At 54.2% G+C, this 17566-nt stretch carries 13 protein-coding genes; all 13 read left to right on the top strand.

The window, feature by feature from the left end:
- The first annotated feature begins 35 nt into the window (after nt 1-35).
- Nucleotides 36-1385, top strand: a complete 1350-nt coding sequence (locus J5A66_RS03215) for a glucose-6-phosphate isomerase (protein WP_211791014.1) — start codon at nt 36-38, stop codon at nt 1383-1385.
- Between the two features lie 81 nt (nt 1386-1466).
- Nucleotides 1467-2210: an HAD family phosphatase gene (locus tag J5A66_RS03210; RefSeq protein WP_211791013.1), complete on the top strand. Its 744-nt coding sequence runs from the start codon at nt 1467-1469 to the stop codon at nt 2208-2210.
- A 549-nt stretch (nt 2211-2759) separates the two neighbouring features.
- On the top strand, nt 2760-3860 hold the full coding sequence (locus J5A66_RS03205; protein ID WP_211791012.1) for a PCMD domain-containing protein: 1101 nt from the start codon (nt 2760-2762) through the stop codon (nt 3858-3860).
- 14 nt (nt 3861-3874) lie between these two features.
- Nucleotides 3875-4654: a porin family protein gene (locus J5A66_RS03200; protein WP_211791011.1), complete on the top strand. Its 780-nt coding sequence runs from the start codon at nt 3875-3877 to the stop codon at nt 4652-4654.
- Nucleotides 4654-5673 (top strand): hemolysin activation protein, encoded by a 1020-nt coding sequence (locus J5A66_RS03195; RefSeq protein WP_211791010.1) that lies wholly within the window; start codon nt 4654-4656, stop codon nt 5671-5673. Before J5A66_RS03200 ends, J5A66_RS03195 begins: the two co-directional genes overlap by 1 nt.
- Nucleotides 5674-5818: 145 nt before the next feature.
- Entirely contained in the window at nt 5819-6583 is a 765-nt protein-coding gene (locus tag J5A66_RS03190) for a ParA family protein (RefSeq protein WP_211791009.1), read from the top strand.
- A 15-nt stretch (nt 6584-6598) separates the two neighbouring features.
- Nucleotides 6599-7492: a ParB/RepB/Spo0J family partition protein gene (locus J5A66_RS03185; protein ID WP_211791008.1), complete on the top strand. Its 894-nt coding sequence runs from the start codon at nt 6599-6601 to the stop codon at nt 7490-7492.
- A gap of 96 nt (nt 7493-7588) precedes the next feature.
- On the top strand, nt 7589-8320 hold the full coding sequence (locus J5A66_RS03180; protein WP_211791007.1) for a DUF5683 domain-containing protein: 732 nt from the start codon (nt 7589-7591) through the stop codon (nt 8318-8320).
- A gap of 39 nt (nt 8321-8359) precedes the next feature.
- Complete coding sequence (locus J5A66_RS03175; protein ID WP_211791006.1) at nt 8360-9688, top strand: lytic transglycosylase domain-containing protein; 1329 nt, start codon at nt 8360-8362, stop codon at nt 9686-9688.
- A gap of 333 nt (nt 9689-10021) precedes the next feature.
- Nucleotides 10022-12262: a bifunctional (p)ppGpp synthetase/guanosine-3',5'-bis(diphosphate) 3'-pyrophosphohydrolase gene (locus J5A66_RS03170; protein WP_211791005.1), complete on the top strand. Its 2241-nt coding sequence runs from the start codon at nt 10022-10024 to the stop codon at nt 12260-12262.
- Between the two features lie 138 nt (nt 12263-12400).
- Nucleotides 12401-14287, top strand: a complete 1887-nt coding sequence (dxs, locus tag J5A66_RS03165) for a 1-deoxy-D-xylulose-5-phosphate synthase (protein ID WP_211791004.1) — start codon at nt 12401-12403, stop codon at nt 14285-14287.
- Complete coding sequence (gene trkA / locus J5A66_RS03160) at nt 14284-15627, top strand: Trk system potassium transporter TrkA (protein WP_211791003.1); 1344 nt, start codon at nt 14284-14286, stop codon at nt 15625-15627. The genes dxs and trkA overlap by 4 nt, the downstream gene beginning before the upstream one ends.
- A gap of 444 nt (nt 15628-16071) precedes the next feature.
- Nucleotides 16072-17529, top strand: coding sequence for a TrkH family potassium uptake protein (locus J5A66_RS03155; RefSeq protein ID WP_211791002.1), 1458 nt, complete (start codon nt 16072-16074; stop codon nt 17527-17529).
- Nucleotides 17530-17566 lie beyond the last annotated feature (37 nt).

Raw genomic sequence — 17566 nt, 5'->3', positions numbered from 1 at the left:
TTTATAGTTAGGATTACACACAACAACACAAGCAAATGAAGAATATCAGTTTAGACATCAGCAAAGCAGCCTCATTTTTGAACGAGGGTGCGGTAAAGGCGTATGAAGCGCAAGTAAAAACGGCGCAAACATCGTTAGAAAGCGGAACCTGTCCGGGCAACGACTTCCTGGGTTGGTTGCATCTGCCCAGCTCCATCACAGCCCAATTCCTTGATGAGGTGCAAACCGTAGCCAACACCCTGCGTGCCAAGTGCGACGTCGTGGTCGTAGCCGGCATCGGCGGAAGCTACCTCGGAGCGCGTGCCATCATCGAGGCCTTGGGGAATTCTTTCGCGTGGCTCGTGGCCGACAAGAAAAATCCCACCATTGTCTTTGCGGGCAACAACATCGGTGAGGACTATCTTTCCGAACTCTCCGAGTATCTCAAAGGCAAGCGTTTCGGCGTGATCAACATCTCCAAGTCGGGCACCACCACCGAGACTGCGCTCGCTTTCCGTCTGCTCAAGAAGCAATGCGAAGCACAACGCGGCAAAGAAGAAGCACGCGAGGTCATCGTAGCCATCACCGATGCCAACCGTGGCGCAGCCCGTGCAGCGGCCGACAAAGAAGGCTACCAGACCTTTGTCATTCCCGACAACGTAGGTGGCCGATTCTCCGTGCTCACCCCCGTAGGACTATTGCCCATTGCCTGTGCCGGATTCGACATCAGATCCCTGGTGCAAGGAGCCGTTGACATGGAAAAAGCCACCGCCCCCGACGTGCCCTTCGAGCAGAACATCGCCGCACAGTATGCAGCCGTGCGCAACGCCCTATACACGCAGGCGGGCAAGAAAATCGAGATCATGGTGAACTATCAGCCCAAGCTGCACTTCATCGCCGAGTGGTGGAAGCAGCTCTACGGCGAGAGCGAGGGCAAAGAGCACAAAGGCATCTTCCCTGCCTCGTGCGATTTCACCACCGACCTCCACTCCATGGGACAGTGGATTCAAGAAGGCGAGCGCAGCATCTTCGAGACCGTCATCAGCGTAGAAAAGCCCAACCGGGAGCTACTCTTCCCCAACGACGAGGAAAATCTCGACGGACTGAACTTCCTTGCCGGGAAGCGTGTCGACGAGGTGAACAAGATGGCCGAACTGGGCACTCTACTGGCCCATGTAGATGGTGGCGTGCCCAACATCCGCATCTCCCTGCCCGAGCTCAACGCCTACTACCTCGGTCAGCTCATCTACTTCTTCGAAATCGGCTGTGGCATCAGCGGCAATCTCCTGGGCGTGAATCCGTTCAATCAGCCCGGTGTCGAAGCCTACAAGAAAAATATGTTCGCCCTGCTCGACAAACCCGGTTACGAAGCCGAGAGTCGAGCCATCAAAGAGCGACTGGGCTAACCTCCCTCCCTTCTATCGTCTCCCCCTCCGTACACCCGGGAGGGGGATTTTTATTCATCCTCTTTTTACAAGCAAACGACCATGCCCCCTCTCTTTCCTCCCTACGCAGAAAAGGCCATCCAGACCTACCTGCACCACGAAGGCTTCGATGCTTTCTGCCCCCGAGCCGTACTCTTCGACATGGACGGCGTGATCTACCACTCCATGCCCCACCACGCCCGTTGCTGGCAGGAGGCGATGGCCACGTTCGGCCTGAAGATGACCGAGGCCGACGTCTACGCCACCGAAGGCATGCGCGGCGTTGAAACCATCCGCCTGATGGTGCGCGAGCAGCAAGGTCGCGACATCACCGAGGCCGAGGCGCAGGCGATGTACGACGAGAAAGCTCGCCTCTTCGCCCTGCTCCCCCCCGCCCCCATCATGGAGGGTGTTTTGGAACTGATGGAAAAGCTTAAAGCCGCCGGACTACAAATCCTCGTCGTCACCGGCAGCGGGCAGCGACCGCTCTTCCGCCGGCTCCTGGACGATTTTCACAACTTCCTCACCGAAGACAAAATCGTAACCGCCTACGACGTCGCCCGCGGAAAGCCTGCCCCCGACCCCTATCTCGTCGGGTTGCAGAAAGCCGGCGGGCTGCAACCCTGGCAGGCCGTCGTCGTCGAGAATGCCCCCATGGGCGTTCGTGCCGGCGTGGCTGCGCGCATCTTCACCGTAGCCGTCAATAGCGGTCCGCTGCCTAACAGTGCGCTCGCCGCCGAAGGAGCCCACCTTGTATATAGTAGGATGACACAGCTCTGCGACGACGTTTTTCAGTCGACGAATTGAGAAAACCATCTCCCCGCTGCAGAAAATCATCCACAGATCTCCACGATCGTTCTGAACATTTCAGAAAGCTTCCCTGGCACCCAGCGGAGGTTCTGAACATTTCAGAAAGCTTCCCTGACACCCAGCGGCCGTTCTGAACATTTCAGAAAGCTTCCCTGGCACCCAGCGGCCGTTCTGAACATTTCAGAAGCTTCCCTGGCACCCAGCGGCCGTTCTGAACATTTCAGAAAGCCTCCCTGGCACCCAGCGGCCGTTCTGAACATTTCAGAAAGCTTCCCTGACACCCAGCGGTCGTTCTGAACAGTTCAGAAAGCTCCCCTGGCACCCAGCGGTCGTTCTGAACAGTTCAGAAAGCTTCCCTGACACCCAGCGGTCGTTCTGAACATTTCAGAAGCATCAGAGAGCTTTTGCAGCCGTTCCCCATGGCGGGGAATTCGTATTTACCCATAGTCGGCAGATTCTAATTCAAAATTTAATCGTAATTTTGTCGCGCAACTTTTTTCTACCGAAAGAGAAACGAGAAAATCAAGACACGACAAAACAAGACATATGAAAATGAAAAAAACTTTTATCGCCCTCGTCGCCGCCCTGATCACAGCAAGCAGCACCATCTCGTGCATCCGAGAAGAAGCACCGAACGCCGAGGCAGACATCCTGTCCTGCGAAGTGGATGGAGACCTGCTCATCCGCCGACCGGTGATTACGAACGACGAAATCAAACTTTATATCAACGGATGGGACGACGTGAGCCACGTCTCGCCGCGATTTGCCCTCACACCGGGAGCCACCATCACACCAGCCAGCGGAACAGCCCGAGACTTCTCCCACCCGCAAACCTACACCGTCACCTCGCAAGACCAACAGTGGAAGAAAACCTACACCGTGCGATTCGTTGCCGACGATGCCGCCACAGAATATCATTTCGATAACGCCCGTTACTATGAGTTCGCCAACAAACGCTTCTTCCACATCTTCTACGACACCACCGCCGACGGGGCCGAGATGACCTGGGGCAGCGGTAACGCCGGCTTTATGATACTCAACAACTCGGCCCCGGCCGAAGACTATCCCACCTCTCAATCCGAAGACGGCTACCGAGGGCGATGCGCCAAACTCGTCACCCGCAGCACCGGTTCCTATGGCGCCATGATGAAAGCCCCCATCGCGGCAGGCAATCTCTTCACAGGCACATTCTCGATCAACCTGGGTAATATGGCCAAGTCTACCCACTTCGGCATTCCCTTCCGCAAGAAGCCCAAAGCCCTATTGGGCTATTACAAATACAAAGCCGGTGAAACTGTGACCGATCAAAATCTCACCCCACAACCCCTCCTCAAAGATACGTGCGACATCTACGCCGTGTTCTACGAAACAACCAGCGACGTGCCCCACCTCGACGGCACCAACATCAAAACCCATCCCAACATCGTCATGATCGCCCAGCTCAAAGATCGAAAACAAACCGACGTGTGGACACCGTTCTTCATCCCCTTCGAGACTGTGAACGGAAGGCAGATCGACGAGCAGAAACTCCGTAACGGCATCTACAACCTCGCCATCGTCCTCTCCTCGAGTCAAGGCGGAGCCCAATTTATCGGAGCTGTCGGCAGCACACTCTACGTAGACGAAATGCAATTGTATTACGAATAAAACAAGACACGAAGATGACAAGACATCTCCTACACCTCCTCCTACCCGCCCTCCTAACCGTGAATACGGCACAGGCGCAGAACGAACGCAATGAAAGCCTCATCCAATCCGAAAAAAACGGTTGGGAATATGAAGTAAAAGCTGGTGTGAACATCGGTGGAGCCAGTCCGATACCCCTCCCCAAAGAGATACGCCGAGTAGAAAGCTACAGCCCCAAACTCAACGGCACCCTCGAGGGAGTGATGACCAAATGGATTGACGGATGCCGCGAGATAGGCATCTCAGCCGGTCTGCGACTCGAAGAAAAAGGCATGGAGACGGGAGCCAACGTCAAAAACTACAGCATGGAAATCATCAACGACGGCAGTCGCGTGGCAGGCTACTGGACGGGACTGGTGAGAACCACCTACAAAAGTTCCTTCGTTACCCTCCCCGTGCTGTGCAACTATCGTTTTGGCGATACCTGGAAAATTCGCGCCGGACTGTACGTCTCCTATCGCATGGACGGCGAATTCTCCGGCTTCGTCTCCGAAGGCTATCTGCGCGAAGGATCGCCCGTAGGCGAAAAAGTAAGTTTCACCGATGGCAAAACAGCCACCTACAACTTCACTTCCGACCTGCGCCGCTGGCTCTGGGGCCTACAAGTGGGCGGTTCCTGGCGCGCCTTCCGCCACTTCAGCGTGAATGCCGATCTCACCTACGGCCTGAACAACATCTTCCATCGGAGCTTCAAAACCATCACCTTCTCTATGCATCCCATCTACCTCAACGCCGGCTTCGGATACAGATTCTGATGAAACATCCCGCAAAAATCGACATCGCAGTACTGCTACTGTTTTTCAATCGTCCCGACTCGTTCGAGAAAGTATTTGCTCAGGTGCGGAAAGCCCGCCCCTCGCGGCTGTTTTTGTATCAAGACGGTCCGCGAGGAGAACAAGACCTCGAAGGCATCATGGCCTGCCGACGAATCGCACAAGACATCGACTGGGAATGCGACGTGCGCCGCCAATATCAAGAACGCAACTACGGCTGCGACCCCTCAGGCTATCTCTCCCATCGATGGGCATTCTCAATGGCCGACAAATGTATCGTGCTCGAAGACGACGTCGTGCCCGCACAAAGTTTCTTCCCCTTCTGCAAAGAAATGCTCGACCGATACGAACACGACCAACGCGTGTGGATGGTGGCCGGATTCAACACCGACGAACAATCTACCGACATCACCGAAGACTACTTCTTCACCTCAGCCTTCTCTATTTGGGGCTGGGCCTCATGGCGACGAGTGATTGAGCAGTGGGACGAGTCCTATTCCTTCCTCAACAACCCACAAACCCTGCGCCAACTGCGCGATATCGTCAAACAAAAACACCTCAGAAGCGACTTTCTCTCCATGTGTCAAGACCATCGTGCAAGTGGTCGCCCCTACTTCGAAAGCATCTTTTGGGCCTCGATGCTACTCAACTCGGCCCTCGCCATCATGCCCCGATGTAACCAAGTAAACAACATCGGACTGACCGAAAACTCCACCCACTTCTCCTCCAACCTCAAAACCACTCCCCAAGGCTATCGACGAATCTTCACCATGCAGCGATTCGAACTCACGTTCCCTCTGCAACATCCCCCCTATGTCGTCGAAAACATCGCCTATAAAAACCGACTCTACCGCCGCAATGCTTGGGGACATCCCTGGATAAAAATAGCACGAGGAGCAGAAGAGCTGCTGCTCAACCTCAGATACGGACAGTGGACAAATATCCGACAGTCGATCGCACGACGCATTCAGAAATGGCTCGGTCTTAGCCGACACGTATAACCCTCTTTCCAAGAGCAGAACCACATCGGCTACACTACACAGAAAGGACAGGAGAGAAACGACATCATGTCGAAAAAAACGTTCAATCGATAACATTCTCATTCTAAATACGTACCTTTGCAAGGTATTTAATATCGACAAGGTTATGGGTAAAATCATTGCATTAGCCAACCAAAAAGGAGGCGTAGGCAAAACAACAACAACAATTAATCTTGCAGCGTCGCTGGCAACGCTGGAAAAAAGTGTACTCGTCGTAGACGCCGACCCTCAAGCAAACGCCTCAAGCGGACTGGGCGTCGACCTCAAAGAAGTGGAATGCTCGCTCTACGAATGCATCATCGACCACGCCGACATTCGCGACGCCATCTACACCACCGACATCGACCGACTGGACATTATCCCAAGTCACATCAACCTCGTAGGAGCAGAAATCGAACTGCTCAATATCGAAAATAGAGAACGCGTATTCCAAAACCTCTTCGACTCCATCAAGAACGACTACGACTATATCCTCATCGACTGCTCCCCATCGCTGGGCCTTATCACTGTCAATGCATTGACAGCAGCCGATTCAGTGATTATCCCCGTACAATGCGAATACTTCGCACTTGAGGGAATCAGTAAGCTACTCAACACCATCAAAATTATCAAAAGCAAACTGAACCCGCGGCTCGAAATTGAAGGATTTCTCCTCACCATGTACGACAGCAGGTTACGTCTGGCCAACCAAATCTACGACGAAGTGAAACGTCACTTCCAAGAGCTCGTATTTAAAACTGTTATTCAGCGTAACGTCAAACTCAGCGAAAGCCCCAGCCATGGTTTGCCCGTTATCCTCTATGATGCCGATTCGACCGGCAGCAAAAACCATCTGGCGTTGGCCAAAGAGATTATCGACAAAAATATCTAACACGCACATTCCACAATGGCCGTACATAAGAAATTCAACGCCTTAGGTCGTGGGCTTGATGCTCTCATCTCCACCGAGAGCGTTCGCCCGCAAGGTAGCTCCACCATCAACGAAATCGCCATCGAGCAGATTGAAGCCAATCCCAATCAACCCCGGCGTGAATTCGACGAAGATGCCTTGCAGGAACTCGCCAATAGCATCCGAGAAATAGGCATCATTCAGCCTATCACCCTGCGGCAGATTGCAGAAAACAAGTTCCAAATCATCGCTGGAGAACGTCGTTGGCGTGCCTCGCAACGAGCCGGACTGAAAGCGATCCCTGCCTACATCCGCACCATCAAAGATGAAAACGTGATGGAGCTCGCCTTGGTGGAGAATATTCAGCGTGAAGATCTCAACGCCATTGAAATAGCCTTGGCCTACGAGCACCTGCTCTCAGGCGAAGGGATGACACAAGAGAAAGTATCGGAGCGCGTAGGAAAGAGTCGCACAGCGATTACCAACTACCTTCGTCTGCTACGTCTGCCGGCACAGGTACAGATGGCTCTCCAGAAAAAAGAAATCGACATGGGGCATGCCCGCGCTCTGCTAGCCGTGGAGAGTCCATCACTGCAAATTAAGCTCTTCAAAGAGACGCAGAAGCACGGTTATTCCGTCCGGCGCGTAGAAGAACTGGCCCAACAACTCAAAAACGGTGAAGACATCGAGAGTGGACGGAAGAAGATTGTTGCAAAGGCACCAATGCCAGTCGAATTTGGAATGCTCAAGAAGCGACTCTCCGACTTCCTCAACACCAAAGTACAGCTTACGTGCTCGGCTAAAGGCAAAGGCAAAATCAGCATTCCCTTTGCCAACGAAGAAGAACTTGAGCGGATCATGAACGTATTCGACCAACTCAAAGAACAATAAATTCTCCTCCGATCAGAAAAAAATTCCACCGACGATAGGGACGAGGAGAAGAATGGAAGTAAATCGAGAGAAGAATAAATAAAGAACGGAAGAGACGTGGATTTAAACGGGAAAGACATATCAAAACGACTGTTGACAGCTGGCTTTCTGCTGGCTGTCTTCGTGCATGTATGCCATGCCCAGAATCGCTGGCAGACGAGCGATATGCCGGTTTCCGGCAAAGACAGTCTGACGGTCTCCCGACAAGTTTCTTCCGAGAAGCGGGTTTCTCCCGAGAGGCCAGTTTCTTCCGAGAAAATGCAGGGAAAGAGAGACTGGGCCACCTGGCGACCTGAGCCCAAACGAGCCCTCTGGCTGGCCATCGTTCTACCCGGAGCCGGACAGATTTACAATCGCAAGTACTGGAAACTACCCTTGGTCTACGGCGGATTCGTAGGTTGCATCTATGCCATGCAATGGAACAACACCATGTATCGCGACTATTCACAGGCCTATCAAGACATCATGGACAACGACCCCACAACCCAGAGCTACAACCAGTTCCTCCATTTAGGCACGCGCATCACCTCGGCCAACATGGCACAATACCAAAGCATCTTCAAAAGCCGAAAAGATCGCTATCGGCGTTGGCGCGACCTGAGCTTCTTCTGTCTCTTGGGTGTTTATGCGCTTTCCATCGTAGACGCGTATGTAGACGCCTCGCTCTCGGAGTTCGACATCTCCGACGACCTGAGTTTGCGGCTCGAACCAGCCGTCATCACCTCACAGAAAGCACGAAGTCCCCTGCACGCTTCAGCCTTAGGCATCCATTGCAGTTTGCAATTCTAACCCTGTTGCAAGATTCTCCATCAAAACGACAAAAGAAAAATGAAAAGAAAAACCCTACTCATAGCCCTTCTGCCTGCGATGCTTGCCATGCCGGCTATCGCCCAGACCACCGACGACGAGAAAGAAATCACCGTGACCACGGCCAGCGGAAAGAACGAAGTGATCGACCTACCCGAGGGCATGATGCCCGAACTTGACAGTCTGCTGCAACTTTACAACGCAAAAAAATACCTACGGGTATCGACAGACTGCAACCTACCCGACGTCAATCCCACGTTTCCGCGCGAGGTGTTTGTCGAGCGGCTCAGTCGCCTTCCGACTCTCATCGAGATGCCCTACAACGAGGTGGTACAGAAATTCATCGACCGATACAGCAGTCGGTTGCGCCGTTCGGTGAGTTACATGCTCGGCGCGAGCAACTTCTACCTGCCCATCTTCGAGCAAGCCCTCGAGAGTTACGGTCTGCCGTTAGAGTTGAAATACCTGCCCATCATCGAGTCGGCCCTCAACCCCAAGGCCGTCTCTCACGTAGGAGCCACGGGGCTGTGGCAGTTCATGCTCGCCACAGGCAAACAATACGGTCTGGAAGTCAACTCGCTCGTCGACGAGCGCTGCGACATCGTCAAATCCTCCTACGCCGCCGCCCACTATCTGAGCGACCTCTATCGCATCTTCGGCGACTGGAACCTCGTCATCGCCGCCTACAACGCCGGTCCCGACAACATCAACAAAGCCATCCACCGCGCCAAAGGCGAACGCGACTACTGGAAAATCTATCCCTATCTTCCCCGCGAGACCCGCGGATACGTGCCCGCTTTCATCGCCGCCAATTACATCATGACCTACTATTGCGAGCACAACATCTGCCCCATGACGGCCACCCTGCCCATCAAAACCGACACGGTGGTCGTGAATCGCGATCTGCATTTCGAGCAGATCTCCGCCGTGCTCAACCTCGAGCTGACCGAGCTGCGGAGCCTCAACCCACAATATCGCACCGACCTGATCTGCGGGGCCTCTGCCCCCTGCACCCTACGGTTGCCCTCCACGGCGGTGAACCGGTTTATCGACCGCGAGAACGACATCTACGCCTATAACGCCGCCGATCTCCTGGCCCGCCGCAAAGAAGTATCCGTGACTGAACCTGCCCCCGTCTACACCCCACCCCGTCGCAGTAGCACACGGAGCCGGAGAAGCCGCCATCGGCACGAACGCACCCCCCACGCCGGTCGAAGCGTAACCATACGCCAGGGCGACACCCTCTCGCAAATCGCCGCCCGCAACCACACCACCGTCAAGCAACTCAAAAAGCTGAACAACATCAGCGGGTCGAGCATCCGGGCCGGCAAAAAGCTCAAAGTGAAGTAAGCCGCAGGCATCCAGGGAGACTTTCTGAAATGTGCAGAACCACCGCTGGCACCCAGGGAAGCTTTCTGAAATGTGCAGAACCACCGCTGGCACCCAGGGAAGCTTTCTGAAATGTGCAGAACCGCCGCTGGCACCCAGGGAAGCTTTCTGAAATGTGCAGAACCACCGCTGGCACCCAGGGAAGCTTTCTGAAATGTGCAGAACCACCGCTGGCACCCAGGGAAGCTTCTGCAACGTGCAGAAACCACCAGCGAGACTCGCCCATCAAATCCCCGCCGCGGGAAACCTCCTTGTCAACTCATCCACTCGTCAACTTGTCAACTTAAAAACACTATGCACAAAGAACTCGCCGAAGAACAGCTCGTCAACCAAGCCTTCCAACACCTGCTGGACTGCTACATGGCCTCGCCCCACCGCAAGAAGGAAGAAATCATCACCAAAGCCTTCCACTTCGCCCGCGAAGCCCACAAAGGCGTTCGCCGACTCTCGGGCGAACCCTACATCATGCACCCCATCGCCGTGGCACAAATCGCCTGCCAGGAAATGGGCCTCGGGTCGACCAGCATCTGCGCCGCCCTCCTACACGACGTAGTTGAAGACACCGATTACACCGTGGAAGACATCGAAAATATCTTCGGCCCAAAAATTGCACAAATCGTAGACGGACTCACCAAAATCTCCGGCGGCATCTTCGGCGACCGGGCCTCGGCACAAGCCGAAAACTTCAAAAAACTGCTCCTGACCATGAGCGACGACATCCGCGTCATCCTCATCAAAATCTGCGACCGCCTCCACAACATGCGCACCCTCGAGAGCCAAGCCCCCAGCAAACAATACAAAATCGCCGGCGAAACCCTCTATATCTACGCACCACTGGCCAACCGACTCGGCCTGAACAAAATCAAAACCGAACTCGAAAACCTCAGCTTCAAATTCGAACACCCCGAAGAATACGACTCCATCCAATCCAAACTCGCCTCCACACAAGCACAACGAGACACCCTCTTCCAACAATTCACCGACCCCATCCGGCAAGCCCTCGACACCCTCGGACTGCACTACGAAATCAAAGCCCGCATCAAAAGCCCCTACTCCATCTGGAACAAGATGCAGAGCAAACACGTCACCTTCGACGAAATCTACGACATCCTGGCCGTGCGCATCATCTTCACACCACGATGCCGAGAAGAAGAAATCAACGAAAGCTTCAACATCTACGTCAAAATCAGCCAAATCTATAAGTCGCACCCCGACCGACTGCGCGATTGGCTCAACCACCCCAAAGCCAATGGCTACCAAGCCTTGCACGTCACCCTCATGAGCCGACAAGGACGATGGATAGAAGTGCAAATCCGAAGCGACCGCATGAACGAAATCGCCGAACAAGGATTCGCCGCACACTGGAAATACAAAGAAGGCGAAGTCAACGAAGACGAAAACGAACTCAACGGATGGCTCCGCACCATCAAAGAAATCCTCGACGATCCGCAACCCGACGCCATGGACTTCCTCGACGCCATCAAACTCAACCTCTACGCCTCCGAAATCTTCGTCTTCACCCCCAAAGGCGAAATCAAAACCCTGCCGGCCGGCTGTACCGCCCTCGACTTCGCCTTTCAACTCCACACCTTCCTGGGGAGCCACTGCATCGGAGCCAAAGTGAACCACCGACTCGTACCCCTGAGCCACAAACTCCAAAGCGGAGACCAAGTGGAAATCCTCACCTCCAAATCACAACACGTAGACCCCTCGTGGATCAACTTCGTTTCCACCGCCAAAGCCCGCGGAAAAATACAAGCCATCCTGCGACGTAATAACCGCGAACTGCAAAAACGCGGCGAAGAAATCCTCAAAGACTGGCTCGCCAAAAACGAACTCCAACTCACCAGCTCCATCCTCGACAAACTCGGCGAATTCCACGGCACACCACGCCACGAAGAACTCTTCCTCCAACTGGGCAATCACAGCATCATCCTCGGCGAAAAAGACCTCGACGAAATACTCGGACGGCGAAAAAACTCCAACAGTCGCAACTGGCTCAAATACGTCCCCTTTATCGACAGCGAAAAACGACGACCCAAAACCAATCCCAAAGAACCACTCGTCGTTGGTCAAGGATTCGACCGCAAGAAACCCTGCATCCTCACCCCTTCCAGCATCGACCGCTACCTCTTCCCTACCTGCTGCCATCCCATCCCCGGCGACGACATCTTAGGCTACATCGACAACAAAGACCGCGTGGAAATTCATCAACGCGCCTGCCCCGTGGCCAACCGTCTGAAATCAAGCTACGGCAATCGCATCCTTGATGCCAAATGGGACATCCACGGCAACCTCCTCTTCGACGCCACCATCGAAATTCGAGGCATCGATCGCCATGGACTCCTCCACGACGTGGCCGACGTCATCTCCGGCGAACTCAACGTCGACATCCGCCGCCTCACCATCGCAGGCAATGAAGGACTCTTCGAAGGAACCCTCGAACTACGCATACACAACCGCGACGAATGCCAAGCCATCGTCAACAGCCTAAAAAAAATAGAAGGTCTGCATGAAGTTCAACGCATCATCTAAACCTTCGCCTCACCTCACTCCGCTCTTTCGTTCCCCGCTGCTTCAAGCCACCTCCATCCCATGCGAATTCCATGGTAAAAGGAGAATTATCAACTAAAAACTCGTACCTTTGCGCCGTAATTGAACAAGGAATCTATTGTGGGAGAAAACAAATTCAAGCTGTTAAGTCAGATTCAATACCCCAAAGACTTACGCACTCTTTCCATCAGTCAACTGCCCGAGCTCTGTCGCGAGCTACGCCAAGACATCATAGAAGAAGTCTCGGTCAATCCCGGACACTTCGCCTCAAGTCTGGGCGTGGTAGAATTGACCGTCGCCCTACATTACGTCTACAACACGCCCGAAGACCGAATCGTATGGGATGTTGGTCATCAAGCCTACGGCCACAAACTGCTGACAGGTCGACGAGAACAGTTTTTCACTAACCGCAAGTTGGGCGGCATTCGCCCTTTTCCCACACCCTTGGAAAGCCCCTACGACACCTTTACCTGCGGACATGCTTCCAACTCTATCTCGGCAGCACTCGGGATGGCCGTGGCAGCTAAACTCGGCGGCAACGCTCAACGCCATGTCGTAGCCGTCATCGGCGATGGAGCGATGAGTGGCGGATTAGCTTTCGAGGGACTCAACAACGTATCGTCTACAAACAACGATCTGCTCATCGTTCTCAACGACAACGATATGAGTATCGACCGAGCCGTTGGCGGCATGCAGAAATACCTGCTCAACCTCAATACCAACGAAACCTATAACCACCTTCGCTTTAAAGCCGCACAATGGTTACGCGCCAAAGGTTGGCTCGACGACGACCGCAAGAAAGGCATCCTCCGACTGAACAACGCCTTGAAGTCGGCCCTGAGCCACCAACAGAACATCTTTGAGGGCATGAACATCCGCTACTTCGGTCCGTTCGACGGGCACGATGTGAAAGAAGTGGTGCAAAAGCTGCGCCAGCTCAAAGAGATGCGCGGTCCAAAACTGCTCCACCTGCACACCGTGAAAGGAAAAGGCTACAAACCCGCTGAAGAGTCGGCCACCGTTTGGCATGCTCCCGGCAAGTTCGACCCTGCCACGGGCGAACGACTCGTATGCAGCAACACGGATGAGCCACCCCGTTACCAAGACGTTTTCGGCGAAACACTGGTCGAACTGGCGCAAGTCAACCCCAAGATTGTAGGCGTTACGCCGGCCATGCCCACAGGGTGTTCGATGAATATCATGATGAAAGCCATGCCCAATCGCGCTTTCGACGTGGGTATTGCCGAGGGGCACGCCGTAACATTCTCGGCCGGCATGGCCAAAGATGGCCTTATACCCTTCTGCAACATCTACAGTTCGTTCTCTCAACGCGCCTACGACAACATCATTCACGATGCGGCGTTGCTCAACCTGCCCATGGTACTGTGTTTAGACCGCGCCGGACTGGTAGGCGAGGATGGACCGACACACCACGGGGCATTTGACATTGCCGCCCTGCGTCCCATCCCCAACCTGACGATAGCTTCGCCCATGGACGAGCGCGAACTGCGCAACTTGATGTACACGGCCCAATTGCCGGGAAAAGGCACTTTCGTCATCCGCTATCCACGCGGCAAGGGCGTGAACATAGATTGGCGTTCGCCCTTTGAAGAAGTGACCGTGGGAACGGGCCGATGCCTCAAAGAGGGAACAGACGTGGCGGTAATAACGCTCGGTCCGATAGGCAACGACGTGGCCCAATTGCTCGGCGAGATGCACACCGAGAAGCATGTAGCTCACTACGACCTGCGTTTTGTCAAGCCACTCGACGAAAATCTGCTGCAAGAAATTGGCAGCAAGTTTAACAAGATCATAACAATCGAAGACGGTGTACGCAACGGAGGCATGGGATCGGCCGTAATGGAATGGATGGTCGACCATCATTTCCATCCTCAAATTGTGCGTATGGGCTTGCCCGACGCCTTCGTAGAACACGGTTCGGTGGCAGAGCTGCGCCAGCTTATAGGCCTCGACACCGAATCGATAAGAAAGGAGATAGAAGCATGAAAATCGTTATAGCCGGTGCGTGCGACATCGGGATTTATCTGGCCACGCTGCTATCGCACAGCCACGAGAACATCATCTTGATCGACGAAGACGAGGAACGACTGGGCCGGATGGATGCCGAGGCCGACCTGATGACACTCCAAGCCTCGCCCAGTAGCGTGAAAACGCTCAAAGAAGCAGGTGCGGGCGAAGCCGACCTCTTCATCGCCGTCACCGCCGACCAGCATCTCAATCTCAACATCTGCATGATTGCGAAGGCTCTGGGGGCCGAAAAGACGGTGGCCAAGATCGACGATGTAGAACTAACAGAGCCCGGTGTAGCCGAGATGTTCGAACGGCTGGGCGTCAGTTCGCTCATCGTTCCCGAGACGCTCGCCGCCACCGACATTATCAACGGACTGAAAATGTCGTGGGTGCGCCAGCGTTGGGACGTGCACAACGGCGCACTCGTGATGCTGGGCATCAAACTGCGCGAAGGTTGCGAAATCCTGAACCAGCCCCTCAAAGACCTCTGCGGTCCCGACGATCCCTACCACGTCGTAGCCATCAAACGCGGCTACGAAACCATCATCCCCGGTGGTAACGACGAGTTGAGACTCTACGACCTGGCCTACTTCATGACCACGCGCCAATACATCCCCTATATCCGCAAAATCGTGGGCAAAGAACATTATGTCGACGTCAAAAACGTGCTCTTCATGGGCGGCGGAAACACTTGCGTGAGAGCGGTGAAAAATATCCCCAGCTACATGGAAGCCAAGATCATTGAGAAAGACGAAGCACGCTGCGAAGAACTCAACGACCTGCTCGAAGAAGACAAAGCCCTGGTGATACACGGCGACGGCCGCGACATCCAGCTCCTCAACGAAGAAGGCATCATGAGCACCCAAGCCTTCGTGGCTCTCACCGATAACACTGAAACCAACATCCTGGCCTGCCTGACAGCCAAACGACTGGGCGTGCGAAAAACCGTAGCCATGGTCGAAAACATGGACTACGTCAGCATGGCCGACAGCCTCGACATCGGCACCATCGTCAACAAGAAAGACATCGCTGCCAGCCACATCTACCAAATGATGCTCGATGCCGACGTGAGCAACGTGCGCTTCCTCACGATGGCCAATGCCGATGTGGCCGAGTTTACCGCCCAAGAGGGTTCGAAAGTGACCAAGCGGCGCGTCTTCGAACTGGGTCTGCCGCGGGGTGTCACCATCGGCGGACTGGTTCGCAAGGGCGAAGGCATCCTCGTTTCAGGTGGAACGCAGATTCAAGCCGGCGACAGTGTCATGGTATTCTGCCACAACGCCAATATGCAACAGATAGGAAAGTTCTTCAACTAATCCACTCCCCTTGGAGAACAGAAAAGGCTTCGGTACCCGCCGACGGCTCAAAAATGAGCCAAACAAGGCTTCGGCACCCACCGACAACTCAAAAATGAGCCAAACAAGGCTTCGGCACCCGCCGACGACTCAAAAATGAGCCAAACAGAGCTTCGGCACCCGCCGACGGCTCAAAAATGAGCCAAACAAGGCTTCGGCACCCACCGACAACTCAAAAATGAGCCAAACAAGGCTTCGGCACCCGCCGACGACTCAAAAATGAGCCAAACAGAGCTTCGGCACCCGCCGACGGCTCAAAAATGAGCCAAACAAGGCTTCGGCACCCGCCGACAGCTCAAAAATGAGCCAAACAAGGCTTCGGCACCCGCCGACAGCTCAAAAATGAGCTTCCAAGCTCTCGAATGATCGAAAACTCATTCAACATTCCTCCACTCCGATAACAACATGATCAACTATCGCACCATCTATAAAATCATCGGTTCGCTGCTTTTCATCGAAGCCGCGCTGATGCTGTCGTGTTTGGCGATGGCCGTCTATTACACAGAAGACGACGTAATGGCCTTCCTTATATCGATCATCGCCACGTTGTTCTTCGGATTCGTATTCCGCTTTATGGGTCGCAACTCGGACAACACCCTGGGCCGACGCGATGCCTGCCTGGTGGTGAGCCTATCGTGGGCCATCTTCAGTGCCATCGGCACCATGCCTTTCATGGCAGGAGGCTATCTGCACAGCTTCACCGATGCCTATTTCGAAACCATGTCGGGCTTCACCACTACCGGTGCCACCATCATCGACGACGTCGAAGCCCTACCCCATGGCATCATCTTCTGGCGGTCGCTCACACAGTGGATTGGCGGTCTGGGCATCGTCTTCTTCACCATCGCTCTGCTACCGTCGCTCGTGGGAGGGTCGGTAAAAGTGTTCTCGGCCGAAGCCACAGGTCCCATCAAGAGCAAGCTCCATCCCAAGCTCAGCACCAGTGCCAAGGCCATCTGGGCTGTTTACCTCACCATCTCCGTGGCCTGCACCCTATGCTACAAGTTTCTGGGCATGGGTTGGTTCGACAGCGTCAACTATTCGATGACCTCGTTGGCCACTGGTGGTTTCTCCACTCACAATTCCAGCGTCGAGTTTTTCCACTCGCCCACTATCGAATACGCCGTGACGTTCTTCTGTTTCATCTCCGGCATCAACTTCACCCTACTCTACTTTACGGCTACCAAACTGAAGATACGCCAGCTATTCCGCAACTCCGAATTTAAACTCTACCTCTGGCTGGTGCTCGGTTTTACGGCCTTCATCATGGTGGAACTCATCCTGCGCAACCACTACGAACTGGAGAAAGCTTTCCGCGTGGCCATCTTCCAAGTGGTGTCGTTCATCACCACCACAGGACTCTTCAGCGACGATGCCGCCCGCTGGCCGCATGTCACCTGGGTGATTCTGGCCCTCTGCATGTTCATCGGAGCCTGTTCGGGCAGTACAAGCGGTGGTTTCAAATGCATCCGCGGCGTGATGTTGCTCAAGGTAATACGCAACGAATTCAAACAACTGCTGCATCCCAACGCCGTTCTACCCTTGAAGATCGACGGCGTCAACGTCTCCACGCAAAAACGCGTAACGCTCCTGGCCTTCCTCACTGTGACGCTGGTGATGTGTCTCTTCTGTGCCTTCTCCATGATTGCCGCCGGAATCGACAACACCAACGCCATCACCATCACACTCAGTGCCCTGAGCAACGTGGGACCTACACTGGGAATCGAAATCGGACCCACCATGTCGTGGGCGCAACTGCCCGACTTTGCTAAATGGCTCTGCTCCATCCTCATGCTCATGGGACGTTTGGAAATCTTCACCGTATTGGTTATCTTCACTCCCGCATTCTGGAACGACAGATAATCTTGTCAACTCGCCAACTCAATCACTTATCAACTCA

Origin of the sequence: Prevotella sp. oral taxon 475 (assembly GCF_018127805.1) — a bacterium.
In the GTDB taxonomy this organism is placed as follows: Bacteria; Bacteroidota; Bacteroidia; order Bacteroidales; family Bacteroidaceae; genus Prevotella.
The sequence above is the reverse complement of the archived record's forward strand: the minus strand, read 5'-3'. Positions and strand labels throughout refer to the sequence as shown.

What these genes read in the sequence shown, in the direction of transcription:
- J5A66_RS03215 (WP_211791014.1), top strand. Translation starts at nt 36, where the DNA reads ATGAAGAATATCAGTTTAGACATCAGCAAAGCAGCCTCATTTTTGAAC.
- J5A66_RS03210 (WP_211791013.1), top strand. Translation starts at nt 1,467, where the DNA reads ATGCCCCCTCTCTTTCCTCCCTACGCAGAAAAGGCCATCCAGACCTAC.
- J5A66_RS03205 (WP_211791012.1), top strand. Translation starts at nt 2,760, where the DNA reads ATGAAAATGAAAAAAACTTTTATCGCCCTCGTCGCCGCCCTGATCACA.
- J5A66_RS03200 (WP_211791011.1), top strand. Translation starts at nt 3,875, where the DNA reads ATGACAAGACATCTCCTACACCTCCTCCTACCCGCCCTCCTAACCGTG.
- J5A66_RS03195 (WP_211791010.1), top strand. Translation starts at nt 4,654, where the DNA reads ATGAAACATCCCGCAAAAATCGACATCGCAGTACTGCTACTGTTTTTC.
- J5A66_RS03190 (WP_211791009.1), top strand. Translation starts at nt 5,819, where the DNA reads ATGGGTAAAATCATTGCATTAGCCAACCAAAAAGGAGGCGTAGGCAAA.
- J5A66_RS03185 (WP_211791008.1), top strand. Translation starts at nt 6,599, where the DNA reads ATGGCCGTACATAAGAAATTCAACGCCTTAGGTCGTGGGCTTGATGCT.
- J5A66_RS03175 (WP_211791006.1), top strand. Translation starts at nt 8,360, where the DNA reads ATGAAAAGAAAAACCCTACTCATAGCCCTTCTGCCTGCGATGCTTGCC.
- J5A66_RS03170 (WP_211791005.1), top strand. Translation starts at nt 10,022, where the DNA reads ATGCACAAAGAACTCGCCGAAGAACAGCTCGTCAACCAAGCCTTCCAA.
- trkA (WP_211791003.1), top strand. Translation starts at nt 14,284, where the DNA reads ATGAAAATCGTTATAGCCGGTGCGTGCGACATCGGGATTTATCTGGCC.
- J5A66_RS03155 (WP_211791002.1), top strand. Translation starts at nt 16,072, where the DNA reads ATGATCAACTATCGCACCATCTATAAAATCATCGGTTCGCTGCTTTTC.